This window comes from Comamonas sp. w2-DMI (genome assembly GCF_040187735.1).
Classification (GTDB): domain Bacteria; phylum Pseudomonadota; class Gammaproteobacteria; order Burkholderiales; family Burkholderiaceae_C; genus Comamonas; species Comamonas terrae.
In genome coordinates, this window is the sequence record NZ_JBANEL010000003.1 from 40,183 (window position 1) to 63,756 (window position 23,574).

The 23,574-nt window shown below is 63.7% G+C and carries 26 protein-coding genes and 3 tRNA genes; 13 read left to right on the plus strand and 16 right to left on the minus strand.

The features are described from left to right. Positions 1–159: 159 nt before the first annotated feature. The 4 genes from V8Z74_RS04620 (at position 160) to V8Z74_RS04635 (ending at position 2,960) form a co-directional block, all read left to right on the plus strand. Complete coding sequence (locus tag V8Z74_RS04620) at positions 160–2,055, plus strand: SurA N-terminal domain-containing protein (protein WP_349708217.1); 1,896 nt, start codon at positions 160–162, stop codon at positions 2,053–2,055. 71 nt (positions 2,056–2,126) lie between these two features. Next, positions 2,127–2,202 (plus strand) — tRNA-His (locus tag V8Z74_RS04625). 112 nt (positions 2,203–2,314) lie between these two features. Then, a tRNA-His gene (locus V8Z74_RS04630) sits at positions 2,315–2,390 on the plus strand. 195 nt (positions 2,391–2,585) lie between these two features. After that, positions 2,586–2,960 (plus strand): bacteriocin, encoded by a 375-nt coding sequence (locus V8Z74_RS04635; RefSeq protein WP_349708218.1) that lies wholly within the window; start codon positions 2,586–2,588, stop codon positions 2,958–2,960. Between the two features lie 239 nt (positions 2,961–3,199). Here the strand turns inward: V8Z74_RS04635 and V8Z74_RS04640 are convergent, their stop codons facing one another. Next, complete coding sequence (locus V8Z74_RS04640) at positions 3,200–3,496, minus strand: H-NS histone family protein (protein WP_349708219.1); 297 nt, start codon at positions 3,494–3,496, stop codon at positions 3,200–3,202. Between the two features lie 475 nt (positions 3,497–3,971). On the opposite strand from V8Z74_RS04640, the gene V8Z74_RS04645 reads away from it, so the two are divergent. Beyond that, positions 3,972–4,427 (plus strand): helix-turn-helix domain-containing protein, encoded by a 456-nt coding sequence (locus tag V8Z74_RS04645; protein ID WP_349708221.1) that lies wholly within the window; start codon positions 3,972–3,974, stop codon positions 4,425–4,427. A gap of 32 nt (positions 4,428–4,459) precedes the next feature. On the opposite strand, the gene V8Z74_RS04650 is transcribed toward V8Z74_RS04645, so the two are convergent. Beyond that, positions 4,460–4,981: a low affinity iron permease family protein gene (locus tag V8Z74_RS04650; RefSeq protein ID WP_502879445.1), complete on the minus strand. Its 522-nt coding sequence runs from the start codon at positions 4,979–4,981 to the stop codon at positions 4,460–4,462. Positions 4,982–5,322: 341 nt separating this feature from the next. Here V8Z74_RS04650 and V8Z74_RS04655 point away from each other — a divergent pair, with 341 nt between their 5' ends. Together V8Z74_RS04655 and V8Z74_RS04660 are read left to right on the plus strand one after the other, a co-directional pair. Then, positions 5,323–5,592 (plus strand): hypothetical protein, encoded by a 270-nt coding sequence (locus V8Z74_RS04655; RefSeq protein ID WP_066471932.1) that lies wholly within the window; start codon positions 5,323–5,325, stop codon positions 5,590–5,592. A 175-nt stretch (positions 5,593–5,767) separates the two neighbouring features. Beyond that, the gene (locus V8Z74_RS04660; protein WP_502879457.1) at positions 5,768–7,198 is read left to right on the plus strand and encodes a sensor domain-containing diguanylate cyclase; all 1,431 of its coding nucleotides are present in this window, start codon (positions 5,768–5,770) and stop codon (positions 7,196–7,198) included. Positions 7,199–7,375: 177 nt separating this feature from the next. On the opposite strand, the gene V8Z74_RS04665 is transcribed toward V8Z74_RS04660, so the two are convergent. Together V8Z74_RS04665 and infA are read right to left on the minus strand one after the other, a co-directional pair. Beyond that, a tRNA-Pro gene (locus V8Z74_RS04665) sits at positions 7,376–7,452 on the minus strand. An 81-nt stretch (positions 7,453–7,533) separates the two neighbouring features. After that, positions 7,534–7,788 carry a translation initiation factor IF-1 gene (gene infA, locus V8Z74_RS04670; protein WP_066471098.1) on the minus strand — a complete coding sequence of 85 codons (255 nt, stop codon included), beginning with the start codon at positions 7,786–7,788 and terminating at the stop codon, positions 7,534–7,536. Between the two features lie 56 nt (positions 7,789–7,844). Here infA and V8Z74_RS04675 point away from each other — a divergent pair, with 56 nt between their 5' ends. Then, on the plus strand, positions 7,845–8,027 hold the full coding sequence (locus V8Z74_RS04675) for a hypothetical protein (RefSeq protein ID WP_157081791.1): 183 nt from the start codon (positions 7,845–7,847) through the stop codon (positions 8,025–8,027). A 217-nt stretch (positions 8,028–8,244) separates the two neighbouring features. Continuing rightward, complete coding sequence (asd, locus tag V8Z74_RS04680; protein ID WP_349708225.1) at positions 8,245–9,096, plus strand: archaetidylserine decarboxylase; 852 nt, start codon at positions 8,245–8,247, stop codon at positions 9,094–9,096. A 69-nt stretch (positions 9,097–9,165) separates the two neighbouring features. Here asd and V8Z74_RS04685 read toward each other — a convergent pair whose 3' ends face one another. The 9 genes from V8Z74_RS04685 to V8Z74_RS04725 form a co-directional block, all read right to left on the minus strand. Further along, the gene (locus V8Z74_RS04685; RefSeq protein ID WP_066471087.1) at positions 9,166–9,435 is read right to left on the minus strand and encodes a hypothetical protein; all 270 of its coding nucleotides are present in this window, start codon (positions 9,433–9,435) and stop codon (positions 9,166–9,168) included. Positions 9,436–9,699: 264 nt separating this feature from the next. Continuing rightward, complete coding sequence (locus V8Z74_RS04690) at positions 9,700–10,761, minus strand: NAD(P)/FAD-dependent oxidoreductase (RefSeq protein WP_349708435.1); 1,062 nt, start codon at positions 10,759–10,761, stop codon at positions 9,700–9,702. Between the two features lie 108 nt (positions 10,762–10,869). Beyond that, positions 10,870–11,199, minus strand: a complete 330-nt coding sequence (gene fdxA, locus V8Z74_RS04695) for a ferredoxin FdxA (protein WP_066471084.1) — start codon at positions 11,197–11,199, stop codon at positions 10,870–10,872. A gap of 189 nt (positions 11,200–11,388) precedes the next feature. Next, positions 11,389–12,768, minus strand: a complete 1,380-nt coding sequence (locus V8Z74_RS04700; protein WP_349708226.1) for a sulfate adenylyltransferase subunit 1 — start codon at positions 12,766–12,768, stop codon at positions 11,389–11,391. A 129-nt stretch (positions 12,769–12,897) separates the two neighbouring features. After that, on the minus strand, positions 12,898–13,830 hold the full coding sequence (gene cysD / locus V8Z74_RS04705; RefSeq protein ID WP_066471072.1) for a sulfate adenylyltransferase subunit CysD: 933 nt from the start codon (positions 13,828–13,830) through the stop codon (positions 12,898–12,900). A gap of 63 nt (positions 13,831–13,893) precedes the next feature. Then, a complete protein-coding gene (locus tag V8Z74_RS04710; protein WP_349708228.1) occupies positions 13,894–14,544 on the minus strand; it encodes a phosphoadenosine phosphosulfate reductase domain-containing protein in 651 nt (216 codons plus the stop codon). Then, positions 14,541–14,948 (minus strand): DUF934 domain-containing protein, encoded by a 408-nt coding sequence (locus V8Z74_RS04715; protein ID WP_349708229.1) that lies wholly within the window; start codon positions 14,946–14,948, stop codon positions 14,541–14,543. Before V8Z74_RS04715 ends, V8Z74_RS04710 begins: the two co-directional genes overlap by 4 nt. Before the next feature lie 25 nt (positions 14,949–14,973). Beyond that, a complete protein-coding gene (locus tag V8Z74_RS04720; RefSeq protein WP_349708230.1) occupies positions 14,974–16,764 on the minus strand; it encodes a nitrite/sulfite reductase in 1,791 nt (596 codons plus the stop codon). Between the two features lie 7 nt (positions 16,765–16,771). Then, on the minus strand, positions 16,772–17,575 hold the full coding sequence (locus V8Z74_RS04725; protein ID WP_349708231.1) for a sulfite exporter TauE/SafE family protein: 804 nt from the start codon (positions 17,573–17,575) through the stop codon (positions 16,772–16,774). A 306-nt stretch (positions 17,576–17,881) separates the two neighbouring features. Here V8Z74_RS04725 and V8Z74_RS04730 point away from each other — a divergent pair, with 306 nt between their 5' ends. The 4 genes from V8Z74_RS04730 to V8Z74_RS04745 all read left to right on the plus strand — a co-directional run bounded on the left by V8Z74_RS04730 (position 17,882) and on the right by V8Z74_RS04745 (position 21,764). Beyond that, the gene (locus tag V8Z74_RS04730; RefSeq protein ID WP_349708232.1) at positions 17,882–19,207 is read left to right on the plus strand and encodes a hemolysin family protein; all 1,326 of its coding nucleotides are present in this window, start codon (positions 17,882–17,884) and stop codon (positions 19,205–19,207) included. A 191-nt stretch (positions 19,208–19,398) separates the two neighbouring features. Further along, complete coding sequence (locus V8Z74_RS04735; RefSeq protein WP_349708233.1) at positions 19,399–20,301, plus strand: glutamate ABC transporter substrate-binding protein; 903 nt, start codon at positions 19,399–19,401, stop codon at positions 20,299–20,301. Between the two features lie 3 nt (positions 20,302–20,304). Beyond that, the gene (locus V8Z74_RS04740; protein WP_349708234.1) at positions 20,305–20,967 is read left to right on the plus strand and encodes an amino acid ABC transporter permease; all 663 of its coding nucleotides are present in this window, start codon (positions 20,305–20,307) and stop codon (positions 20,965–20,967) included. Beyond that, positions 20,964–21,764, plus strand: a complete 801-nt coding sequence (locus V8Z74_RS04745) for an amino acid ABC transporter permease (RefSeq protein ID WP_349708235.1) — start codon at positions 20,964–20,966, stop codon at positions 21,762–21,764. The genes V8Z74_RS04740 and V8Z74_RS04745 overlap by 4 nt, the downstream gene beginning before the upstream one ends. Positions 21,765–21,875: 111 nt before the next feature. Here V8Z74_RS04745 and V8Z74_RS04750 read toward each other — a convergent pair whose 3' ends face one another. Genes V8Z74_RS04750 through V8Z74_RS04760 form a run of 3 tightly spaced genes read right to left on the minus strand, consistent with a single transcriptional unit; the run spans position 21,876 to position 23,444 of the window. Then, positions 21,876–22,580 carry a PA1136 family autoinducer-binding transcriptional regulator gene (locus V8Z74_RS04750; RefSeq protein WP_349708237.1) on the minus strand — a complete coding sequence of 235 codons (705 nt, stop codon included), beginning with the start codon at positions 22,578–22,580 and terminating at the stop codon, positions 21,876–21,878. Positions 22,581–22,584: 4 nt separating this feature from the next. Beyond that, a complete protein-coding gene (locus tag V8Z74_RS04755) occupies positions 22,585–23,121 on the minus strand; it encodes a DJ-1/PfpI family protein (protein WP_349708239.1) in 537 nt (178 codons plus the stop codon). Further along, positions 23,025–23,444, minus strand: a complete 420-nt coding sequence (locus V8Z74_RS04760; RefSeq protein WP_349708240.1) for a type 1 glutamine amidotransferase family protein — start codon at positions 23,442–23,444, stop codon at positions 23,025–23,027. Before V8Z74_RS04760 ends, V8Z74_RS04755 begins: the two co-directional genes overlap by 97 nt. Positions 23,445–23,574: the final 130 nt, after the last annotated feature.

Below are 23,574 nucleotides of genomic sequence, written 5' to 3' on the forward strand. Positions count from 1 at the left end.
CGTTGGTGGAGGTTGGATGGCACATGCTGTGGCGCTTTGATGCTCTGTAGAGACCCGGTCTGTGGCGTATCTCGGGCGTGCCTGATGGCTTCACCACTGAACAATACCGAAGGCGAACGCAAGTTCGCCTTTGTTTTTGCTGCCGCAGAAAGATAGACCATGTTCGAATCCATCCGCAAGCATTCCAAGTTCGTGATGATCTTGTTGTTCTTGCTGATCATTCCCTCCTTCATCTTTGTCGGGATCAACCAGAACTATTTCACGGAGTCGAGCAAGACCGTGGCCCGGGTGGATGGTCATGACATCACGCAACAGGATTGGGACAATGCGCATCGCATGGAAAGCGACAGGCTGCGCGCCCAGAATCCCAACATGGATGTGAAGCTGCTGGACTCGCCAGAGGCCCGCTACGCCACGCTGGAAAAGCTGGTGCGCAACCGCGTGCTGGCGGCGGCCGTGAAGAAGCTGCATCTGACCACGACCGACGAGCAGTTGGTGCGCACCTTGCAGGAGATTCCCGCGATTGCTGCCCTGCGCAAGCCCGATGGCTCGCTGGACGCACAGGCCTACAAGGCACTCGTGGGCTCGCAGGGCATGACGCCCGAAGGCTTCGAAGCCAATCTGCGCAATGAACTGGCCCTCAACCAGGTGCTGGGCGGCATTTCCGGCACGGTGTTCACGACCGATGCGGAGCTCAAGCAGGCCATGGATGCGCTGTACCAGCGCCGGGAAGTGCAGGTGGCCCGCTTCGATGCCAAGGCGTTCGCCGACAAGGTGCAGCCTTCGGAGGCCGAGCTCAAGGCTTATTACGATGCCCATACCAGCCGCTTCCAGCAGCCCGAAGAGGCTTCGGTGGAATATGTGCAGCTGGATCTGGCTGCCGTGGAGGCCGGGATCACGCTGAGCGAAGACGATCTGCGCACCTATTACAAGGAAAACGCGGAACGTCTGGCCGGCCCTGAAGAACGGCGTGCCAGCCATATCCTGATCAATGCCGCCAAGGATGCTCCGGCGGCCGATCGTGCCAAGGCAAAGGCCAGGGCGGAGGAAGTGCTGGCCAAGGTACGTGCGAACCCCAAGGGCTTTGCGGAAGTGGCCAAGGCCAACTCGCAGGATCCGGGCTCCGCGGCTTCCGGCGGCGACCTGGGGTATTTTGGCCGCGGCGCCATGGTCAAGCCGTTCGAGGATGCCGTGTTCGGCATGAAGGAAGGCGAGATCAGCGATGTGATCGAATCCGACTTCGGCTACCACATCATCGAGCTGACCGGCATCAAAAAGCCCAAGGTGCCTTCGTTCGAGGAAATGCGTCCCAAGCTGGAGGCCGAGCTCAAGATGCAGCAGGCCCAGCGCAAATTCGCCGAAATGGCCGAAGCCTTCTCGAATGGCGTCTACGAGCAGTCGGACAGCCTGCAGCCCGTTGCCGACAAGTTCAAGCTGACCATCCACAAGGTTGACCATGTGACCCGCCAGCCTTCTGCAGGCGCGCAAGGCCCTCTGGCCAATGCCCGTTTCCTGGAGGCGTTGTTCTCCAAGGATTCGCTGGAAAACAAGCGTAATACCGACGCGGTGGAGCTGGCTCCCAACAGCCTGGCCGCCGGCCGCGTGACGCAATATTCGGCGGCCCGCACCTTGCCGATGAACGAGGTGGGCGACAAGCTCAAGCAGCTGTATGTGGCACAGAAGTCGGCCGAACTGGCTCGCCAGGAAGGCCAGAGCAAGCTGGCCGTCTGGAAGGCCAAGCCTGATGCCGCGCAGCTGGCCGCTGCCGTGACCGTGAGCCGCGACCAGCCCCAGAATCTGCCGCGAGAGGTCGTGGATGCGGCGCTGAGCGCGTCGACGGCCGCACTGCCTTCCTGGGTGGGCGTGGACCTGGGCTCCGAAGGCTATGCCGTGGTGAAGGTCGGCCGCATTGTGGAGCGCCCCGCGACGGACGCCCAGCTGCTGGAGCAGCAGCGGGCCCAATTCGTGCAGTGGTCGTCGCTGGCCGAAGTGATGGCATATTACGAGCTGCTGAAGAAACAGCTGAAGGTCCAGATCAAAGTGGCCCGGCCTTGAACTGAATTGGGAAATTAGTTCGAAGTTCGACTGAGGACTGATTTTCCTGAAGTACAATAGATGTTTCTACGGTGGCTGTAGCTCAGTTGGTAGAGTCCAGGATTGTGATTCCTGTTGTCGTGGGTTCGAGTCCCATCAGCCACCCCAGATCAGAAAAAAGCGCCTCATGCACCATGAGGCGTTTTACATTGCCAAAAGTCGTACTTGCTTTGCAAGCCTCGAAAGGCGATGTTTTTACAGTAGAATCATTGCTTCTACGGTGGCTGTAGCTCAGTTGGTAGAGTCCAGGATTGTGATTCCTGTTGTCGTGGGTTCGAGTCCCATCAGCCACCCCAAATCAGAAAACGCGCCAGTGCTTGCAGCCTGGCGCGTTTTTTCTTTTGTGTCTTACTGGCTGCAAGCGGGCTGAAAACGGAGCGGGCTGCAGCTGTCCGCATGACTACGGTGCTCCGGGACCGGCTCCGGCAACCGGGAAGCCTGCAGGACTTCGATGAAGAGCGGCTATCTCCCTGGAATCGTTGTAGGGATGGATGGGAGCATCTGCTTTATGGAATTCGAAAGGCCTGCTGATGAGAAGGAGCAACTTTCCGCGCCATACCGACAAGCCGGTGGACCCCGACCTGCTCGAACAGGCCAAACCCGGGCATGGTGTTCCGTCGCAGGATGCTGACGCCGGTGCTCAGTTCCGGCTGTCTCCCGCGGAAGCGGCGCGGGAGGCGCGGACCAGCATGGCGGGTGGCGCAGCGGTTGCAGGCATGGCGGCCGGTGCTGCAATCGGCGCTGCAGTTGCCGGCCCGGTGGGGGCGGTGGTGGGGAGTGCCTTGGGAAGCGTGGTCGGCGCATTCGGGAGTGCAGCAGTCAGTGGTGCAGTGATGCTTGCAGACGAGGCATCGAAAGATCCATAGACGTAGAGGTTCACTGTGGCCTGATGCTCGAAATACGTACGTCGCACCAATGGATATGGCTTTGTATGCTTGCCGTTACCTCGGTTTTTCAGCCGTGTATCTGAAGAATTGGAAGAGCCACTTGCTGTAGAGGGCAGAAAACGCTTTCAACGCCATGCGAGGAAGCGGTGGTGCCGAGTGATGGCATAAAGCGCTGACGTATTGGAAAAAATGGCCTTCAAGGCCATTTTTTCCAGAGTTCATTGGATTTCGAACTGCGTGCGGTCCTTGTCCTTGATCCAGACAGGCGGCTTGCCGCGGCCAGTCCAGGTATGGCCGGTCGCCGGATCCTGGTATCTCGGAGCTACCAAGCCAGTCGTGCGCCTCTTCCTGGCTGAAGGAAAAACATCTTCATGGGTGAGACCGAAACTCTCTACCAAGGTCCGGACCTGATGTATTGCTTCGGTGACCTCTGCTTCACGGGCGGCAGCAATTTGCTGCTCCAGTGCCGCACGCTGTGCCAGCAATTCCTTGTATGAGGCCGTATATGTTTTCATATGGTATTTCCTGTGTGATCCTTTGCATCGGATGCGTGCATCGAAGTGGCGAATGCTTTCGATGCCTTCATGTCGGTGCGAGAACGCTTGCCGTCTGTGGCCTGGCGTGAGTGTCTGCATGGAAGCCATGGATAGACCTGGGCTTCCATGAAGCGACTCAGCCGCAAGCGTCGCGCCGGCGTCTTAAAGTTTGCTGAAACATGGCTCTGATGGTGGCGCTGCGGAATGGCATGCGGGGGTGAGGCTGCATGCGACGATGGCAAATGCAAACCTTCTTTCAATAGAACGAGCTTGGCCGTTGCTGGTGCCCGAGTACTCTGTGCCGGTATCGCGGGGTGGCGGCACAAGATGCCGGGCAGAGGGATGCCAGAAAAACCTTGCCATCTTTGTATATGCATGGCGTTGCGCCTTGCGGTTTCGGCTACCGCTTCACATGGACGGATGAGCTTTGTACAGTACATCACAAGGGGGTGAAATGATGACTGCTTTTTCTGATGCATTCCGGACTGAAGTTTCGCGTGTGGCGCGCAAGGAAATCAAAGCGGAACTCGAAGTCCTGCGAAAGGCCGCTGCGGCCCAGCGGGCCGAGATCGTGGCGCTGAAGCAGGAAATCAAGAAATTGGCTTCCGACTTGAAAACTGCAAGAAGAGATATGGTCCGGGCCGGCGCCAATGAAAAAGCGGCTTCCCAGGCTGCCGAGGAAGCGGCCCCCAAAGCGAGTCGCTTCAAGTTCAATGCGCAGATGCTGGTTGCCAAACGGAAGAAACTGGGAATTTCCCAACAGGCCATGGCCGTCTTGCTGGAGGCATCCACTCTTTCCGTCAGTCGCTGGGAAAGCGGCAAAGTGATGCCGCGCGCAGCGCAGCTGGAACGTCTTCAGGCAATTCTCAAAATGGGCAAGCGCGAGGCCATGGCACGATTGCGAGCGTAATGCGGAGGGCGAGGAGTCCTGCGCATATGCAGCTAGAAGTCGACGGGCTTTGAATCGTCATCATCGATGGAGTGGCATTCCTTGTCCTTGCCCGCCTTGCGCGCCCGGGCAGCCAGGCTGTCATAGAAGGCTGCCACTTCGCGCAGCTGTTCTTCATCAAGGTCTTCGATACCGATCATGCGATTGCTTGCCACTTTGCTGGCGGCCAGCAGTTCGTTGAGTTTGAGGTGCAATGCCACGCTGTCCTTGTTCTGGCTTTGCTGGATGAGGAAGACCATCAGGAAGGTCACGATGGTGGTGCCGGTGTTGATGACCAGCTGCCAAGTCTCCGAGTAATGGAACATCGGGCCCACCGCTGCCCATATGCACACTGCGACCAGTGCTGCGCAGAATGCGATGGGTGTCCCTGCCCAGCGCGTGACCTTGTTGGCAAAGTGATCGAAAGCGGTCAGCAGCCGTGAATGATCGGCATAGGATGCGCTGGAAGAATCAGGCATGGAGCCCAGCACGTCTTTTTTGTTTTTTTCCTGTACGTTGTATTGGATGTTTGGCATGTTTTACTCGGCGAATCGAATAGACGGACGGAATACTGCTTGTGTTGCTTCAATCCCCCGTGGAGCCTGCAGAAAAAATGTGCCATGCAGGCATCTGAAAATCGGGTGGTTCTGGATCGGGCAAACCTTGTTCAATATTGGTGACAAGCCGATGGAAAGGTCGTAGGAGCTATTCTTGATGGCCGGTCGGCCTTATATGGTTTGATGGAATAACTGTTGCAGCATGTGTCGTTCTTGAGTCGCTCAGGGATATTTGATGTGATAGTTAAAACCAAGAATTATTCTTATTCCATTGCCAAAAGTTAGTCGCTCGCACGTCAGTCATGCCCTACCATCAAGGCATGATCATTTCCTTGCACATCGATCAAACGGACCCAGGCATCTACAGCGCCCGGATTCTTGATGGAAGAAATGAGATTGCCGAATTTCAAGCTGTAACGATTTCGGCAGCCATACGGCAAGGGGCTGTCGGCGTCAGGGCGGGCGTCGAGGCGCTTCATCTCTGGTATGAGCATGTAAGCATCGGCACGACTTCTGTCTATGCGATGGCCTATGACGCGGAAACATTGGCCAAGCGTCTGGTAAGCCTGCATTCCCAGTTCAAGAGATAGGTCTCTCTCTTCCCAACCGGCGCCCGGCTTGGCTCGGCTCCTTCGGGCAATGTCCGTGTCAGATCTTCGCTGCGTTCATGCGATGGGCCCGCCCGCATGGCCATGTCGGCAATAATTGTGAGTGGAGGTGTTCTTTGTGACAAATTCACTCGCAGAAGGTCTGGACTTCGAAGACATGTTCGACCTTGCTCCTGTATCGCTCTGGATGGAGGATTACAGCGAGCTCAGGCAGTTGTTCGATCAATGGCGAGCCAACGGGGTTGTGGACCTGCTTGCATTTCTGCGAGAAGACCCGCAGCAGCTGGCGCGTTGCAGCCAGTCCTACAAGGTCCTGCGCGTCAACCAATACACCCTGGATTTGTTTAAGGCTCCCGACCAGCAGACATTGCAAGGCCGTTTGCATGAAGTCTTTCGCGGTGACATGCTCGATAGCATCGTGAGCGAGTTGCTCGCGCTATGGCAGGGGCAGCTCAGCTTCGAGACCCGGTCGGTCAACTATGCGCTGGATGGGCGGCGGCTGGATGTGCAGGTGCGGGCCCGGGTGCTACCCGGCTATGAGGATAGCTGGAGCCGGGTACTGGTTTCGCTGGAAGATGTCACCGCCGAAGTGCAGAGCACGCTGCAGTTGCAGCGCAGCGAGCAATATGCCAGGGACCTGTTCGAGTACTCGCCCGTATCGCTATGGGTGGAGGACTTCCGCGAGGTCAAGCGGCTGCTCGATGAAGTGCGGGCAAGGGGGATCAGCGACTTTCGCACTTTCCTGAAGGTGCATCCGGAATTCGTCACGCGGTGCATGCAGGAAATCCACGTCCTCGACGTCAACCGGCAGACGCTGCAGATGTTCGGTGCGCAGAGCAAGGCCCAGCTGCTGCAAAACCTGCCCAAGATCTTCCGCGGGGAGATGTATGAGTCGTTTGCCGAGCAATTGCAGGACCTGTGGGACGGCAAGCTGGTGCAGCAGCGGGAGGTTGTGAACTACGCGCTGACCGGCGACGTGCTCCACATCCACCTGGAGTTCTCCATCATGTCCAGCCATATGGAGAACTGGGGTCTGGTACTGCTGTCTCTGGTGGACATTACGGCCCGCAAGAAGGCCGAGGCCTATCTGGAGTACCTGGGCAAGCATGATGTACTGACCCAGCTGCGCAACCGGGCTTTCTATACGGAGGAGCTCAATCGCCTGTCCCGCAAGGGGCCTTGGCCGCTGTCGCTGATTGCCATAGACATGAATGGCCTCAAGGGCGTCAATGACGAACATGGACATGCGGCAGGGGATGCCATGCTGCGCCGCATGGGCGAAGTGCTGGCCAAGGCCGTGGATGCGCCGGCCTGTGCGGCCCGCATTGGCGGCGACGAGTTCATGGTGCTGCTGCCGGCGACCGACGAGCGGGGCGCCCAGGCCGTGCAGGAGCGGATCCTGTCGCTGCTGGAATTGAACAACCAGTTCTATCCGGGGCACACCATCCATGTGTCCATGGGCATGGCCTGCGGTCACGAGGGCACGCCCATAGAGTCCATCGTGCAGCGCGCGGACCAGGCCATGTACGCAGAAAAGGCGCGTGCCTATCAGGCCAGGACCAGGGACCGGCGCCTGAGCGAAGCGTGAGGCGATTGGTTTCGGGCTTGCGGGCCGGCCGCTTGCGGCGGCAGCGCCGCCAGACAATTGAGTTTGAAGGCCTGGCCGGCGGGATCCATGCAAGAAGGGCTTTCCAGTGCGTTGGAGAGCCCGGAAATGCATAGAAAAACGGCCTGCGTGATTTCTCACGTAGGCCGTTGTCTTTTATGGTCGGAGCGGCGGGATTCGAACTCGCGACCCTCTGCTCCCAAAGCAGATGCGCTACCAGGCTGCGCTACGCTCCGTAAGCTGGCATTCTAGCCCGGAAACAGGCGTGCTTTTGGGAAAGCGCGCTTTTTTTATGCCGTTGCCAGGCTTTTGCGGTCTTAGCGCGAACCGCCCGAGGGGGCCGGGCCGCGGTTGGCCAGATGGCGGAAGGTAATGCGGCCCTTGGTCAGGTCGTAGGGCGACATTTCCAGCGACACCTTGTCGCCAGCCAGAATGCGGATGTGGTGCTTGCGCATCTTGCCGCCGGTGTAGGCGATCAGCTGGTGACCGTTGTCCAGCGTGACGCGAAAGCGCGAGTCGGGCAAGACTTCCGTGACGGAGCCTTGCATTTCAATCAGTTCTTCCTTGGCCATATGTTCAATCTCTCAGGTAAGTCGTCAGCGGCGCTCGTTCGTCAGGTCCACGGTGCATGGCCTGGAACGTGGGCAGCAAGCTCACGCGGCTACTGGTGGATGTGCTGCGCTCAACCGCGCAGACCGAACAAAAGGCCGATATCAATCACAGAAGGGACACGAAAAACAGCGTGCACCTTAGCCCGTCGATTGTAACCCGCCGGTTTTCCCCTTGTGCGCTGCAGCAGGATATACCGTAGCGGCCAAGACACGGTGCAAGCGGGCTGCAGGCCCGGCGGTAGGAAAAATGCCTGCCGGGAGTCAGTGGTCGGTTTTCACCTTTGCTGAGGTAATTCATGATGGTTTTGCTTGAAACCTGGGGCCAAGATGCAAAGTATTCGGCGCACGGCCTTGCACACCACCGCGCTTGGCTAGAATCCCGCGTCATCGTCTATAACTTTGATAGCAAACCACACTGTGTCTGAACGACTCGCCGTAATCTCACAATATTTGCTGCCCAAGCAGGCGCTTACCGCTGTCATGGGCCGCCTGGCGCAGGCGCAGGCCGGTGGGTTGACCACAGCCGTCATCCGGCGCTTCATCGCGCGTTACGGTGTGGACATGGCGGAGGCCGCGCAGCCCGATCCCGCGGCCTATGCCACCTTCAATGCCTTCTTCACGCGCGCGCTCAGGAATGGCGCGCGTCCGCTGGCGCAGGCGGACTGGATCTGCCCGGTGGACGGGGCCATCAGCCAGTTCGGTGCGATCGAGGGCGAACAGATCTTCCAGGCCAAGGGCCACCATTACAGCGCCACCGCCCTGGTCGGCGGCGATGCCCAGCTGGCGCGCGCATTCGACAATGGCAGCTTTGCGACCATCTATCTGAGCCCCAAGGACTACCACCGCATCCACATGCCATGCGCAGGCCGGTTGCGGAGCATGATTTATGTGCCCGGCGACCTGTTCTCGGTCAACCCGGTGACGGCGCGCGGCGTGCCCGGCCTGTTCGCGCGCAACGAGCGCGTGGTCTGCGTGTTCGATACGGCGCACGGCCCCATGGTGCTGGTGCTGGTGGGGGCGACCATCGTGGGCAGCATGGCCACCGTCTGGCATGGCGTGGTGAATCCTCCGCGTCCGGGCCGCATCCAGCGCTGGGATTACAGCGGCGAGCAGGCGGTGGAGCTGGCGCAGGGCGAGGAGATGGGGCGCTTCCAGCTGGGATCCACCGTGGTGCTGCTGTTCCCCCAGAGCGCGGGCGTGCGTTTCAACGCGCAGTGGCAGCATGCCGGCGCGGTACGCCTGGGCCAGATGATGGCGCAAAGGGCGTAGGCCGGAGCCATCACGAACAAAGGCCGCTGACGTCCGGGACGTCAGTGGCCTTTTTGCATGCAGCGCTGGTCAGAGGTACCAGGTCAGCGTTTCGGGGCGGCGCTCGGTGGTGAACGTCGTGGGAGCCAGGCTCAGGCGCTCGGGCTTGACGGGCTCTTCCTGGCCTTCGAGGTAGACCATGATTTCGCGGCGGCGCAGGATCACGTGGCTGACCTTTTCGCGTCGGCCGTTCTGCGTGACTTCGGTGCCGGGATGGAACAGCGGCATCTGGAACAGGCCACTGCGTGAGGCAGCCGGCGTTGCAGCCGGGGTGGGGGCTTCTTGGGGTGCAACCAGCATAGGCGTCCAATAGTGGTGATGTTCTGGCTATCGGCAACTGCCGCGCAAACTGAAGGCCGGGAACCGAAAAAATAATAGCGCCATCCCTGTGGGGCCTGCGCCGGCCTTCTGCGATCGCCAGCCTGGAACTGTCGGGACTGGATGTTTTGATAGCAGCTTGCGCATGCTCTTCATGGTTTCCAGATGGATCAATGGCTGAAACCAAGGAGGGCATTGCGCTGGCAGCTTCTTAAAGAGGAGCGGATGGCGCAATGCCTGCAGGCATCACTGTGCGCCGGGATGCGCGACGCCCAGGATTGCGTGCAGCTTGGCGCTGGTCGTCGTGTACTGCAGCAGCGGCTTTTCCCCTTGCAGGTATTCGGCGGCGGCAAAGGCGGCCATGGTGGCCTCGTGGAAGGCGCAGAGGATGAGCTTCTTCTTGCCCGGGTAGGTCACGATGTCGCCCACGGCGTAGATGCCCGCCGCGCTGGTGGCCTGGGTGGCTGGGTCGACCACCAGCTGCTTGCGCTCGATGGACAGGCCCCAGTCGCTGATGGGGCCCAGGCGCGGCGAGATGCCGAGAAAGACCAGCAGCATGTCGATGCAGAGAAGATGCTCCCGGCCCTCGCCGTCCATCCACTGTACGGCACCGAGCCGGCCAGCCGCATGCCGCACTTCGGTGATCTGGCCGATCACGACCTCGATGGCGCCGCTGTCGCGCAGCTGCCGCAGGCGGGCCAGCTGCTGCGGTTCGGCCTGGAAGGCATCGCGCCGGTGCATGAGATAGGTTTTGGCGGCACCCGCGCCACCGGACGACTGGGGATCGGCGCAGGAGGATGCACACGCGATGGCGGCGTTCACCGCCTCCTCGTCGCCGCCATAGACCAGCACGGTGCGGCCCGAGGCCATGTCCAGCTGCAGCGGGTGGTAGTGCAATTGCTCGGGAAGCAGACCGTCGACGCCGGGCACCTTGAGCGCCTTGGGCACGAAGGCGCCGACACCGGCGGCCATGAACACGCTGCGCGCGGCGAACAGGGTGCCCGCCGTGGTCTGCGCCAGCCAGCGGCCGTCGTCGCGCTGCTGCAGCGACTCGACCTGCTGGGACAGGTGGCGCGGCACCTGCATGGGAGCGATCTGCCGCTCCAGCAACTGCACCAGTTCGGCGCCCGTGCAGACGGGAATGCCGGGGATGTCGTAGATCGGCTTGTGGCCGTACAACTGGGCGCACTGGCCGCCGACATGGGGCAGTGCGTCGACCAGATGGGACGCAATCCCTTGCAGGCCGAGCTGGAAGGCCTGGAACAGCCCTGCGGGGCCGGCACCGATGATCAGGGCATCGGTTTCAATGGGAGAGGCAAGGAGGGGATTCGCGCAGGAGGTCTGCGGGGCCTGGGAGGCGGGGGCTGGAGTGGCGCTCATGCCGGCAAGCGTAGCGCACACAGCCCCGGCAGCGGCTTAGCGCTCCAGCAAATCCATCTTGTTCGGCTTGCCATTCCACTCGTCTGCGTCGGGCAGCGAGGCCTTGCGCTTGGTGATGCTCTTCCAGCCCTTGGCCAGGGACAGCTCGGCGTTGAGCTTGATGAAGGCCAGCTGGTCGGCCGGCACGTCCTCTTCGGCAAAGATGGCATTGGCCGGGCATTCGGGAATGCACACGGCGCAGTCAATGCATTCGTCGGGATCGATGACCAGGAAGTTCGGGCCTTCGCGGAAGCAGTCCACGGGGCAAACATCCACGCAATCGGTGTATTTGCACTTGATGCAGTTTTCGGTGACGACGTGAGTCATTGGGGTTCTATTTATAAGAAAAGGGTGGCTGAAACCCTGCAATTCTAGGATTTTTCCGCTCGGTGCCAGGACGGGCGGTGCAAAGCTGGCTGGCGCGACGCGGTTTCAGGGCTGCGCGCCGTGTCGGCGGGCTGCTGCTGCCGCGCGCCGATGCGCTGATTCCGGCGCACCGGCTGCGCGCGGCGGCGCTCAGTTCACCAGGGCCGCGCCGGCCGTGGCGTGGCTGGCCGTATCCACGAGGATGAGCGAGCCCAGCTGGCGCGCCCTGGCAAAGGGCGCGGCGGGAATGGCTTCCTGCAGCACCAGCTCCACCTGGCCGATGGCATTGGCTTCGAGCTGCTCGGCCGCTTCCTGCGCCAGGGTGTTGATGTTGAGGCGGTGCTGCACGCGGCGCGCCTTGGCCTTGACCCAGCGGTGGCCGTGCAGCGCCCAGTACACGCGGCCGGGCACCAGCGGCTCGTTGTCCATCCAGGCCACGGTGGCGGTCAGCTCGCGGCTGGCGGGCCAGGGAACGGAGGCAGCGGGTGTATCGAAATCGTCTTCGGCGGCCTGGGCTGCCACGGGCGCGGCCACGATCCAGTCGCCGCGCGATACGTCCACCTCGCGGTCCAGCGTGATGCCGGCCGACAGGCCGGCATTCACGGCCTTGGGCACGCGTGCATGGTCGATGACCTGGGCCACCGTGGCCAGCTGGCCGCTGGGCAGGATCTGCACCTGGGCACCGACCTGGGCCGCGCCCGCGGCCACGCGGCCCCAGAACACGCGGCGGCCCTGGCTGGTGTCGGCCGAGGAGGAGAACTTCTCCACCCACTGCACGGGGAAGGCCAGCGGCAGCGCCACGTCGGCCGGGGTGTTGGGCAGCTGTTCCAGCAGCTGCAGCAGGCTGGGGCCTTCATAGCCGGCCCAGCCGGCCTGGGCGTTGACCACGTTGAAGCCCTTGAGCGCCGACACGGGCACGGTGGCGGCCACCCGGATGCCGGCCGACTGCGCGAACTTGTGCAGCGCGGCGCCGATGTGGGCAAAGGCCAGCGCCGGGTCGGCCACGGCGTCGAGCTTGTTCACTGCGAACACCAGCGAATGCACGCGCAGCAGGTGCACCAGCAGGCTGTGGCGGCGCGTCTGCGGCAGCAGCTGCAGATCGGGGTTCTTCCAGTCGAGCTTGGTGGCATCCACCAGCACCACGGCGGCGTCGGCGCTCGAAGCGGCCGTGACCATGTTGCGGGTGTACTGTTCATGGCCGGGCGCGTCGCCGATGATGAACTTGCGCTGCTCGGTGGCGAAGTAGCGGTAGGCCACATCGATGGTGATGCCTTGCTCGCGCTCGGCCGACAGGCCGTCGGTCAGCAGGGCCAGGTCGGTCTCGCCCGACTTGGTCACGCCGGCCAGGTGATCCTGCAGCACGGCCTTGGTGTCCACCAGCAGGCGGCCGATCAGCGTGCTCTTGCCGTCGTCCACCGAGCCGCAGGTGATGAAGCGCAGCGCGGAGGCATGGTCGGAATTTGGGAGAGATTGGCCTGCAGCGCTTGATGTGATTGCGCCAGCAGCTACGGATTTGATAGTTTCAGTCATCGCATTCTTTCTTTGATCAGGCACAGCCCAACGGAGGGACACCGAGGAAGCGCCGCCGCGCATCGAGGGTGTCGTCCCCCTCCCGCGAAGCGAGAGAGGGGGAAGCGGCGCAGCCGCTCGGGGGGAGCCTTAGAAATACCCGTCCTTCTTGCGCTTTTCCATGGAGGCTTCGCTGGTCTTGTCGTCCATGCGGGTGGCGCCACGCTCGCTGACCTCGGCGGCCAGGGTTTCGATCACGATGTCCTCGGCGGTCGCGGCATCGCTTTCCACCGGGCAGGTGCAGGTGATGTCGCCCACGGTGCGAAAGCGCACGTCGCGCACCACGACCTGCTCGCCTTCGCGCGGCGGGGTCAGGGGGGTGACCGGAACCAGCAGGCCCTTGCGCTCCACGACCTCCCGCTGATGGGTGTAGTAGATGCTGGGCAGGGCGATGTTCTCGCGGGCGATGTACTGCCACACGTCCAGCTCGGTCCAGTTGCTGATGGGGAACACGCGGAAATGTTCGCCCGGGGCTATGCGGGTGTTGAACAGCGTCCACAGCTCGGGGCGCTGGGCCTTGGGCTGCCATTGGCCGAAGCTGTCGCGGTGGGAGAAGATGCGCTCCTTGGCGCGGGCCTTTTCCTCGTCGCGGCGGGCACCGCCGATCAGCGCGTCGAAGCGGAATTCCTCGATGGCCTCGAGCAGCGTCACCGACTGGTGCACGTTGCGCGATTCGCCGGGATGGGCCAGGCGCACCGTGCCGCGGGCCATGGAGTCCTCCACGCTGCGCACGATCAGCTCGGCGCCAAGCTCCTTGGCGCGCTGGTCGCGGAAGTCGGTCACCTCGGGGAAGTTGTGGCCGGTGTCGATCATCAGCAGCGGGTAGGGAATCCGGCCGGCGCCGAAGGCCTTCTCGGCGCACTTGAGCATGACCAGCGAATCCTTGCCGCCCGAGAACAGCAGGGCAGGGCGCTCGAAGGCGGCAGCCACTTCGCGCAGGATGAAGATGGTTTCTTCTTCCAGTGCGTCCAGATGGCTGTTGCTGAGGTGAGTCAGAACGGAAGTGTCAACACGGGCATTCATTTGTTTTCCAATCAAACAGGGCTCTGGCGCTTGTGCATCAAGCGCTGACAGCTATCGTTTTTCTTAGTGGGCGAGATGGAGTCCGCACTCGCGCTGCTCTTCGCCCTTGGTCGGGTCCACATAGTCGAAGTTGTTGGGCAGGCCGTGCTTTTCGCAGTATTCGTACAAATCCTTGGACGACCAGTGCAGCAGCGGTGCCACCTTGATCAGGCCGTCGGGGTTGATGCTCACCGGCTCCATCTGGGCGCGCACGGCGCTGTCGGTGGCGCGCAGCGCGGTGAACCAGACCTGGGGTGCGGTCTCGCGCAGGGCGCGGGCGAACGGCTCGAGCTTGACTTCCTCGGTGAAGGCCGCGTGGCGTGGATCGTCGAGCGCGGGCGTGGGGCCTTCGACGGCCTCGCGGTGGGCGCGCGAGCGCAGCGGCAGGTAGATCTTGAGATTCAGCCCCAGCTGGCGGGTGACTGCGTCGGCGAACTGGTAGGTGGCCTCGGTGTTGTAGCCGTTGTCCATCCAGATGACGGGCACGTCGGGCTGCACGCGCGTGACCATGTGCAGGATCACGGCCTCGAACGGACGGAAGTTGGTGGTGACGATGGCGCGCTGGCCCAGGCTCAGGGCCCAGTCCACCAGGGCGGCGGCGTCGCGGCCGAGTTCGGCGTTCACGCGCGCCAGCTCGGCGGCATTCACGGCATGGGGAGCATGGACGGCGTTCATGCGGCCTCCTGTGCGGATTCGCGGGCAAAGAGGGGGCGGGGCTGCAGCGCATCGCCCTGGTAGAAGGCGCTGTAGCGCGCGAACTGGCGCTCGGCGGCCTCGGCGTTGACGCCTTCGGCCAGCACGGCGCTGGTGAAGCCGCTGCGCGCCATCTGCACCAGCTGGTCGATCAGCACGTCGCCGGTGGCGCGGATGTCGCCGGTGAAGCCGTAGCGGCGGCGCAGCAGCACGGCCTGGCTGAAGGCGCGGCCGTCGGTGAACTTGGGAAAGGAGAGCTCGATGCGCTCCACGCCCTGCAGGGCGCCGCTGGCCGCGATTTCGGCCAGCTCGGCGTCGTTGGCGATCTGCAGCGTCTTCAGTTCGTTGTCGCTGGCGGGTACGGCGTTGGCAGCAATGATTTTCATGGCGTTTCTCTCGGGGGCGGCTGCGTTATTCGGCGATGGCTTCTTCGGCCTGCTTGGGATGGCGGGCGGCATTGGCGGCGGCCTTGAACGGGTCGTGGCCGATGCGGCGCAGCGCGTCGATGAAGAACTCGCCGGGCTTGCGCAGCTCGCGGTAGGTGGAGAGCACGGCCTCGATCACGTCGGGCACTTCGGCCGCCGAGAACGAGGGGCCGACCACCTTGCCGGCGATGGCGGGGCCGGAGAGCGTGGAGCCGTCGGCGCCGCCCAGCGTGATCTGGTACCACTCCTTGCCGTCCTTGTCGACGCCCAGGATGCCGATGTGGCCGCTGTGGTGGTGGCCGCAGCTGTTGATGCAGCCGCTCATGTGCAGGTCGATGGGGCCGAGGTCGAACACCTCGTCCAGGTCCTGGTAGCGCTCGGTGATGGCCGCTGCGATGGGCAGCGAGCGGGCATTGGCCAGCGCGCAGAAGTCGCCGCCGGGGCAGGCGATCATGTCGGTCAGCAGGCCGATGTTGGGCTGGGCCAGGCCCAGGGCGCGGGCGGCTTCGTAGAGCGCCGGCAGGTCGGACTCGAAGACCCAGGGCAGCATCAGGTTCTGGTCGTGCGTCAGGCGCGCCTCGCCGGCCGAGAACTGGTCGGCGAGCCGGGCCAGTGCGTCGATGGTGTCGGCGTCGGCGTCGCCAGGGGCAAAGCCCACGCGCTTGAACGACAAGGTGACGGCGCGCATGCCGGGCAGGCGGTGGCCGCGCACGTTCTGCTGCAGCCAGCGCTGGTAGAGCTGGCCGTCGGTCTTGACGGATGAGGGCAGGTTGGCGGGCTTGAGTTCGGGCACCACGAAGTTGGCGCTCACGCGGTCCAGCTCGGCCTGGGTGATGGTGTGCGGGGCGCCGTCCTGCTCGACGATGGCCTGGTATTCGGCCTCCACCGCGTCGATGAACTTCTGGCCCTCGGCCTTGACGAGGATCTTGATGCGGGCCTTCCACTTGTTGTCGCGGCGGCCGTAGCCGTTGTAGACGCGCACCACGGCCTCGATGTAGTTGAGCAGCTGGTTCCAGGGCAGGAACTCGCGCACCACGGTGCCGATCACGGGCGTGCGGCCCATGCCGCCGCCGACCTTGACGGTGAAGCCGACTTCGCCTTCGGCATTCTTGAGCGCCTGCAGGCCGATGTCGTACCAGCCGGTGGCCGCGCGGTCCTCGGCGGAGCCGTTGAAGGCGATCTTGAACTTGCGCGGCAGGAAGGCGAACTCGGGGTGCAGCGTGCTCCACTGGCGCAGGATTTCGGCAAACGGACGGGCATCGACGATGCCGTCCTCGGCGATGCCTTCGTACGCCTCGCTGGTGATGTTGCGGATGGTGTTGCCGCTGGTCTGGATGCCGTGCATGTGCACGCTGGCCAGCAGGTCCATCACGTCAGCGGCCTTGGTGATGGGAATCCAGTTGAACTGCACGTTGGTGCGCGTGGTGAAGTGGCCGTAGCCGTATTTCAGCGGCGCGGCGGCCAGCGTCAGCCCGGGCTGGGCGGCCTGCAGCTGGTCCTGCGTGGCCTGGGCGTGGGCCAGCAGCTCGGGCTCGGGCTTGTCGTATTCGCGGGCGATGCGGGCCAGCATGCGCAGCTGGGCGCTGCTGATCTCACCATACGGCACGGCGATGCGGGCCATGGGCGCGTAGCGCTGGATGTACCAGCCGTTTTGCAGGCGCAGCGGCAGCAGCTGCTCGTCGGTCAGCTCTCCGCGCTGCCAGCGCTCAAGCTGGTCACGGAACTGCTGGGCGCGGAGCTTGACGAATTGTTGGTCGAATTCTGTGTATTGGTACATGGTGGGGTCAGATCAAAACCAGTTTGGCGCCCGCCCAGGCGAGCAGCACGGAAAGAAGCGAACGGATCAGGCGCTCCGGCGTACGGGTGACCAGGCGGGAACCCAGCCAGATGCCGGGCAGCGAGCCTGCCAGCAGCTGCGCGAGCAGCGGCCAGTCGACGGAGCCCAGCGTGGCGTGGCCCAGGCCCGCCAGCAGCGTCAGCGGCACGGCGTAGGCGATATCGGCGCCGATGATGCGCGGCAGCGGCAGGAGCGGGTAGACCAGCAGCAGCACGGTGACGCCGATGGCGCCCGCGCCGACCGAAGTGAAGGTGACCAGCGTGCCGATCACGGCGCCCAGCAGCACGGGCAGGCTCCAGTGTCGCGGGCGCAGCGCATCGGGGCCGCTGCCGGTGCGGCGGCCGTGTTCCTCGCGCTGGCGCTTGTGGGAAAACACCACTACCTTGTAGAGCGTGGCGCTGGCCGTCAGCAGCAGGGCCAGCCCCAGCGTGGTGGTCATGATGTGCTGGGCCTGCGCACTGGCCGGGCCCAGCTCCCTGAGCGCCCACAGCGCCAGCAGCGCCGCCGGGATGCTGCCCAGGCACAGCTGGCCGACCACGCGCCAGGGCACCAGGCGCTGGCGGGCCAGGCTCACGGTGCCGCCCATCTTGGTGAAGGCCGCGAACAGCAGGTCGGTGCCGACGGCCAGATAGGGCTTGACGCCAAAGAAAAAGATGAGCACAGGCGTCATCAGTGAGCCGCCGCCCACACCCGTGAGGCCGACGATCAGGCCCACGAAAAAACCAGCAAAGATGAACGCGAAATCGTGCATGGGGCGAACTGTAGAGGGGCCCCTTATAAAAACAAACGATTATTTTGTCCTTCATATATATCTGAAAATGCATTTGCTCCTTTGCCGGATCCGTGCAGGCCGGATGGCGGCAGGAGGTGCTCACATACGCCTGCTGGGGGCACGCCGCGGTGGGCTGCGATCGGCTTGTCAGGCGGCCGGGGCGGCAATTCCCTGGCTGACGCCTGCCTATGAAAACGCCTGGCGGCACCAGGGTTTTCATAGAATCAAACCTTGTTCAATGACCGAGGCGCCAGCAAACCCATCGGATAACGCGGGTGCCTGACTATGGAAATAGCCATACTTTTCGCCCTGATCTGCCTGAACGGCGTCTTTGCCATGTCCGAAATCGCGCTGGTGACAGCGCGCAAGACCCGGATGCAAAAACTGGTGGATGAGGGCGATAGCGGCGCAGCTGCGGCCGTGAAGCTGGGCGAAGACCCGACGCGCTTTCTTTCCACCATCCAGATCGGCATCACTTCCATCGGCGTGCTCAACGGCATCGTGGGCGAGTCGGCCCTGGCCGGCCCGCTGAAGGACTGGATGATCGCCATGGGCCTGAGCGCGCAGTACGCAGGCTATCTGTCCACCATCCTGGTCGTGGTGTTCATCACGTATTTCTCCATCGTGGTGGGCGAGCTCGTGCCCAAGCGCCTGGGCCAGACCCATCCGGAGGCGCTGGCGCGCCTGATCTCGCGCCCCATCAACTTCCTGGCGCTGGCGACCAAGCCTTTCGTCTGGCTGCTGTCGGCATCCACGCGCGGCCTGCTCAAGGTCATCGGCGTCAAGGAGGATGCGGTCAACGCGGTCACGGAGGAGGAAATCCACGCCATGCTGGTCGAGGGCCGCACGGCCGGCGTGATCGAATCCCAGGAACACACCATGGTGCGCAACGTGTTCCGGCTGGATGACCGCCAGATCGGCTCCCTCATGGTGCCGCGCAGCGACGTGGTGTGCCTGGACATCGACGACAGCTTCGAGACCAATCTGCGGCGCATCGAGCAGGCCGACCATGCGCGCTTTCCGGTGATCCGCGGCGACATGAACAACATCGTGGGCGTGCTCAATGCGCGCCAGTGGCTGGCCAGCGCCGTGCTTTCATCCGGCGGCAGCCGCGAGCTCAGGGACCAGCCGCTGCAGACCGCGCTGTACGTGCCCGAGACCATCACGGGCATGGAACTGCTGGACAACTTCCGCACGTCGGATGTGCACATGGCCTTCGTCATCGACGAGTACGGCGAAGTGCAGGGCATCGTCACGCTCAAGGACCTGATCGAGGCCATCACGGGCGAATTCCAGCCGCGCGACCTGGAGTCCAGCTGGGCCGTGCAGCGCGAGGACGGCAGCTGGCTGCTGGACGGCCACATTCCCGTTCCCGAGCTCAAGGACCATCTGGGCCTGGATGCCGTGCCCGAGGAGGAGCGCGGCCGCTATCACACGCTCAGCGGCATGATCATGTTCCTGCTGGGCCGCATGCCCAACGAAGCCGATGTCGTGGAGTGGGAAGACTGGCGCTTTGAGGTGGTGGACATGGACGGCAAGACGCTGGACAAGGTGCTGGCCAGCCGCATTCCCGTCCCGCAGACGGCAGAGCTGCCGTTCGTGGGGAAATAAGCCTGCCGGCATGTCCGCTGCACATTCCGGTGGAGCCGCAAGCCTGTTTCGGCGCGGCCGGAGGGCCGGCCGGGCATCGCCGGAGAAGTCCGGATCGTGCGCACCATGGCGGCCCGCGCGGGCGCCGCGCGCTCCGCATTTCCGATGCTGCTGTATATTGATTTTCGTCACAGACCATCCAAGAAGACCGCATGTCGATCCAATCCATTCTGAAGTCCACCGTGGCGGCCCTGGCGATCCTGACCGGCGGATCGGTTTTCGCGCAGGGTGCGCCCATCGATGCGGCGGCGTTTGACGCCCTGGTTGCGCAGGGCCCCGTCGCCGATGCCGCGACTGTTCGCGCGAGCACCTGGGCCAGCAAGATCAAGCAGGCCGGCACGCTGCGCCTGGGCAGCGTACAAACCTCGAATCTTTTCTCGCTGCTCAACGAGAAGGACGGCAAGATCCGCGGCTTCGACGCCGGCTTGGCCCAACTCCTCACGCGCTACATCCTGGGCGACGGGGCCAGGTACCAGTTCGCGCAGGTGACCTCGTCCACCCGCGAGCAGGTGCTCATCAACAATCAGGTGGACATGGTGATCGCCACCTACTCCATCACGCCCGCGCGCGCCGAGAAAATCTCGTTCGCCGGCCCTTACTACGCCTCGCAGGCCGGCGTACTGGTCAAGGCGAACAACAAGTCGATCCAGTCGTACGCCGATCTGGCAGGCAAGAAGGTCGCCACGCAGGCGGGCTCCACGGGGCCGGCGATACTCGCGCAGTACGCTCCCAAGGCTGTCGTACAGGAATTCCAGACGCACCAGGAGTCCCTCGATGCCCTGCGCCAGGGACGCGTGGACGCCTACGTCACCGACTACACGCTGCTGCTCAACACGCTGAGCCTCGGCGCCAGCAACGCACGGCTGGCTGGGGCGCCTTTCGGTGAACAGGATCCCTACGGCATCGGGTTGCCCAAGGGTTCGGACGGCGTGGCCTTCGTCAATGCCTTCCTGAAGAAGCTGGAAGCCGACGGCACCTGGGCCAAGCTCTGGACCATATCCATCGGGCAGCGCACCGGCAGCACGGCCGTTCCGACGCCGCCAGCCATCCCGTAAGCGATGGAGGCGGTCTCCAGGCTCCTGGCCGACCATGGGCCTGCCTTCTGGCAGGCCCTCTTGCTGACATGGAAGCTCACCGTGGTGTCGTTCGTGCCCGGGTTCCTGCTGGGCATGGCCGTGGCGGTGCTGCGGCTGCTGCCGCTGCCGCCGCTGCGCTGGGTGCTGACCGGCTATGTCGAGATCTTCCGCAACATTCCCAGCGTGGCGCTGCTGATCTTCATCGTGTTCGCGCTGCCCGATCTCGAGGTCGTGATTGATTACGAGCCCAGCGTGATCCTGACGTTGACGCTGGTCTGTTCCGCGTTCACGGCGGACTACCTGCGCTCGGGCATCAACACCATTGCCGGCGGCCAGATCGAGGCCGCGCTCAGCCTGGGCATGCGGCCCATGCAGATCATCTCTGCGGTGGTGCTGCCGCAGGCATTGCGTGCGGTGGTGCAGCCCATGACCTCGCTGCTCATCGCGCTGATGCTGTCGACTTCGCTGGCGTCGCAGGTGCCGTTTCCGGGCCGTGAACTCACCGCCCTCGTATCCAAGATCGCCAACGACTCCGCAGCCGGCATGGCCGCATTCGCGGTGGCCGCCGCGATGTACGTGGCGACCGGATTGCTCATTGCCTGGGCTGGCGCCGTCCTGGAAAAGAAGGTGCGGATACTGCGATGAGCCGCACTCTGGAAGACATCCTGTTTGGCGCGCCGGGCCCCCGGGCCCGGACCTTGGCACGGGCCATGAGCGCGATCGCCGCGGCCGTGCTGCTCCTGCTCGCCGCGGGCATCGTGTTCAGGTTCCATTCCGCAGGGCAGCTCGATGCTCCCTTCTGGGAATTCTTCGCCTGGCCGACGACCTGGGCCTTTCTGGCCAAAGGCCTGCTCGGCACGCTGGCATCGGCGGCGATGGCCGCCGCCATCGCGCTGGCCCTGGGGCTGGTGCTGCTGGTGGGGCGCCTGGCACGCACGCGGCTGGTGCGCTGGCCGAGCATCGCGGTCATCGAGTTCCTGCGCGGCACGCCGACGCTGCTGCTCATCTATGTGTGCTTTCTGGTGCTGCCGTCGATCGGGATCAAGCTGAGCACCTACTGGATGCTGACCTTGCCGGTCAGCCTGAGTACGGCCGCCGTGGTGGCCGAGGTATACCGTGCGGGCGTGCTTGCCGTTCCCCGCGGCCAGGCCGATGCCGGGCGAAGCCTGGGGCTGACCGAGTCCCAGGTCTTCTTCCACGTCGTCTTCCCGCAGGCCGTTCGCTACATCGTTCCGGCACTGGTCGCGCAACTGGTCATCGTGGTCAAGGACACCACCTTCGGCTACGTCGTCACCTACGGCGAACTCATGCAGAACGCCAAGGTGCTCATTGCCAACTACCATGCGCTGGTGCCCGTGTACCTCGTTGTTGCGGCGCTTTACTGCCTCGTGAACTACGCCATATCAAGGGCGAGCAAACGGCTCGGCCAGCCGGTGCATTGACCATTCTCCGGCAGCCCATATGTGGGTGACACCCTCCCTGGGAAATGCCGCTGGCCGTGGCCACCACCTTTTCGGCCGCATCCGGTCGGCGGCGAGAGCCGTGCTCTTGCATCACGATGCAATGTCCCCGGACCTGATGGCCATGCGGACGGCCTCCGTCGTGGTCGTCGCGCCCAGCCGCAGCCGGATGCGCCGGAGGTGGTTTTCTATGGTGCGTTCCGACAGCCCCATGATGGCGGCCGTTTCGGCCTGCCGCTTGCCCGCCGCCATCCAGCGCATGACCGTTTGTTCGCGCGGGGTCAGCTGCGACGGCCGGGCCTGGCGGGCGGCCGCCGAAAGCGCGATGGCTTTTCTCAGGGCCGCCTGGCCTATCAGCGTCAGTGCCAGCCGGGTGGCCAGGGAGTCGTCGACGTGGCGGCCGCCAAAGCTCATCGCCCCGATCAGTCCCGAGGGCCCGAAGACCGGCACCTGCCAGCCATGGATGCCGATCCCGCGCGGACTGGGTACGACGCGGTAGGTTTGCGTGCCCGGTTCGCCGCGCTTGGTCCAGAAAAAGGGGCGGTCCGTTTCCAGGATGTGGTGGTTGACCGGGCAGGACTTCAGATAGGCCTTGGCATCCACCGGCGCCCCATTGCCGAACCAGTCGCCTTCGGCCCAGTGCACATGCTCGATCACTTCCTGCCGGGAAGGCTGGGAGGAGTAGAGCACAAAGCGGTCGAAGCCCAGCGGAGCGGCGAAGGCGCGCACGGCCCTGGCGAGGGCGCCCAGGTTCGTGCTGCCCTCGATGGCGGCAACGGTGCGCACCAGCTCTTGCATCGGCTCAGCCCGGTGCCACTGCGTCCAGCAGGGCCCGCGCGGCGCGCTTGCCCAGCGCATTGGAGGCGAAGGGGCTGTCTCCGGTGATCAGCTTGCGGTCCTGGTGGGTGGCGCCCGTGATGTCGCTGTTGAGGATGTTGACGCCCTGGGCGCGCAGCCGGTCGCCAAAGAACCAGGTCAGCCCGCCGGGCATGTAGCCGATCGCCGGGGTCTGCCGGTCCGCCGCATCGGGAAAGGCGCAGATCGCATATCCGCTGAAGGGGGAGGGCTGGCCGAAGGCGCCGGCGGCAATCAGCGCGGCGGGACCGTGGCACAGGGAGATCACATGCCGGTCGTGGTCCATGGCCCAGCGAAGCACCTTGGATACGGCCTCGCTCTGCGGCAGGCCGATCAGGGCGCCATGCCCGCCCGGGATGAACACCGCCAGGTAGTCCGAATCGCCGTTCAGGGTGTCGGCGATGTCGGAGAGTCTGCGCGGCTGCAGGAATTGGGGCAGGTAGCTGCGGTGCAGCTCCGTGATCTCCGGCTGCTGTGTCGGCATGGCCCACATTTCGAACTTGACGGGTTGCCGGACAGCGTGGCCACCTCCATGCCAAAACCGGCCTGGTGCAAGTGGTACATGGGCACCAGGGTCTCGACCGGATGGTTGCCCGTGGAGAACAGCTTGCCGGTATCCGTGGGCAGGTAGCGCTCGTCCGCCGCGATCACGAGCACCTTGCGGCTGCCCTGGTAGGCGTCGGGGTACTCGGCGCCGTCGATGGGCGTCGTCGGGCTGGTGAACTCGCCCAGCGAGTAGGGGGAGGGAAAGTAGGCGTTGAATTCCGCCGGGTCGGGACTGGGTTGCTTGCTGAGATCATCTGACATGCCGTGAGCTCCTGGAGTTGGGTGAAACCGAAGCCTATGGTGGAGGTACGGCCAGACTTGCAGGTGAGGGGAAATCCCTCAATCTGCGGCACTGCCATGTCGCTCGGCCAGGGCCGTGCCTGGCTCCAAC

Bases quoted from the DNA above. Each gene is read 5' to 3' on its own strand.
- V8Z74_RS04620 (WP_349708217.1), top strand. From the start codon at position 160: ATGTTCGAATCCATCCGCAAGCATTCCAAGTTCGTGATGATCTTGTTG.
- V8Z74_RS04635 (WP_349708218.1), top strand. From the start codon at position 2,586: ATGGGAGCATCTGCTTTATGGAATTCGAAAGGCCTGCTGATGAGAAGG.
- V8Z74_RS04640 (WP_349708219.1), bottom strand. From the start codon at position 3,496: ATGAAAACATATACGGCCTCATACAAGGAATTGCTGGCACAGCGTGCG.
- V8Z74_RS04645 (WP_349708221.1), top strand. From the start codon at position 3,972: ATGATGACTGCTTTTTCTGATGCATTCCGGACTGAAGTTTCGCGTGTG.
- V8Z74_RS04650 (WP_502879445.1), bottom strand. From the start codon at position 4,981: ATGCCAAACATCCAATACAACGTACAGGAAAAAAACAAAAAAGACGTG.
- V8Z74_RS04655 (WP_066471932.1), top strand. From the start codon at position 5,323: ATGATCATTTCCTTGCACATCGATCAAACGGACCCAGGCATCTACAGC.
- V8Z74_RS04660 (WP_502879457.1), top strand. From the start codon at position 5,768: ATGTTCGACCTTGCTCCTGTATCGCTCTGGATGGAGGATTACAGCGAG.
- infA (WP_066471098.1), bottom strand. From the start codon at position 7,788: ATGGCCAAGGAAGAACTGATTGAAATGCAAGGCTCCGTCACGGAAGTC.
- V8Z74_RS04675 (WP_157081791.1), top strand. From the start codon at position 7,845: ATGGCCTGGAACGTGGGCAGCAAGCTCACGCGGCTACTGGTGGATGTG.
- V8Z74_RS04685 (WP_066471087.1), bottom strand. From the start codon at position 9,435: ATGCTGGTTGCACCCCAAGAAGCCCCCACCCCGGCTGCAACGCCGGCT.
- fdxA (WP_066471084.1), bottom strand. From the start codon at position 11,199: ATGACTCACGTCGTCACCGAAAACTGCATCAAGTGCAAATACACCGAT.
- V8Z74_RS04700 (WP_349708226.1), bottom strand. From the start codon at position 12,768: ATGACTGAAACTATCAAATCCGTAGCTGCTGGCGCAATCACATCAAGC.
- cysD (WP_066471072.1), bottom strand. From the start codon at position 13,830: ATGAATGCCCGTGTTGACACTTCCGTTCTGACTCACCTCAGCAACAGC.
- V8Z74_RS04710 (WP_349708228.1), bottom strand. From the start codon at position 14,544: ATGAACGCCGTCCATGCTCCCCATGCCGTGAATGCCGCCGAGCTGGCG.
- V8Z74_RS04715 (WP_349708229.1), bottom strand. From the start codon at position 14,948: ATGAAAATCATTGCTGCCAACGCCGTACCCGCCAGCGACAACGAACTG.
- V8Z74_RS04720 (WP_349708230.1), bottom strand. From the start codon at position 16,764: ATGTACCAATACACAGAATTCGACCAACAATTCGTCAAGCTCCGCGCC.
- V8Z74_RS04725 (WP_349708231.1), bottom strand. From the start codon at position 17,575: ATGCACGATTTCGCGTTCATCTTTGCTGGTTTTTTCGTGGGCCTGATC.
- V8Z74_RS04730 (WP_349708232.1), top strand. From the start codon at position 17,882: ATGGAAATAGCCATACTTTTCGCCCTGATCTGCCTGAACGGCGTCTTT.
- V8Z74_RS04735 (WP_349708233.1), top strand. From the start codon at position 19,399: ATGTCGATCCAATCCATTCTGAAGTCCACCGTGGCGGCCCTGGCGATC.
- V8Z74_RS04740 (WP_349708234.1), top strand. From the start codon at position 20,305: ATGGAGGCGGTCTCCAGGCTCCTGGCCGACCATGGGCCTGCCTTCTGG.
- V8Z74_RS04745 (WP_349708235.1), top strand. From the start codon at position 20,964: ATGAGCCGCACTCTGGAAGACATCCTGTTTGGCGCGCCGGGCCCCCGG.
- V8Z74_RS04750 (WP_349708237.1), bottom strand. From the start codon at position 22,580: ATGCAAGAGCTGGTGCGCACCGTTGCCGCCATCGAGGGCAGCACGAAC.
- V8Z74_RS04755 (WP_349708239.1), bottom strand. From the start codon at position 23,121: ATGCCGACACAGCAGCCGGAGATCACGGAGCTGCACCGCAGCTACCTG.
- V8Z74_RS04760 (WP_349708240.1), bottom strand. From the start codon at position 23,444: ATGTCAGATGATCTCAGCAAGCAACCCAGTCCCGACCCGGCGGAATTC.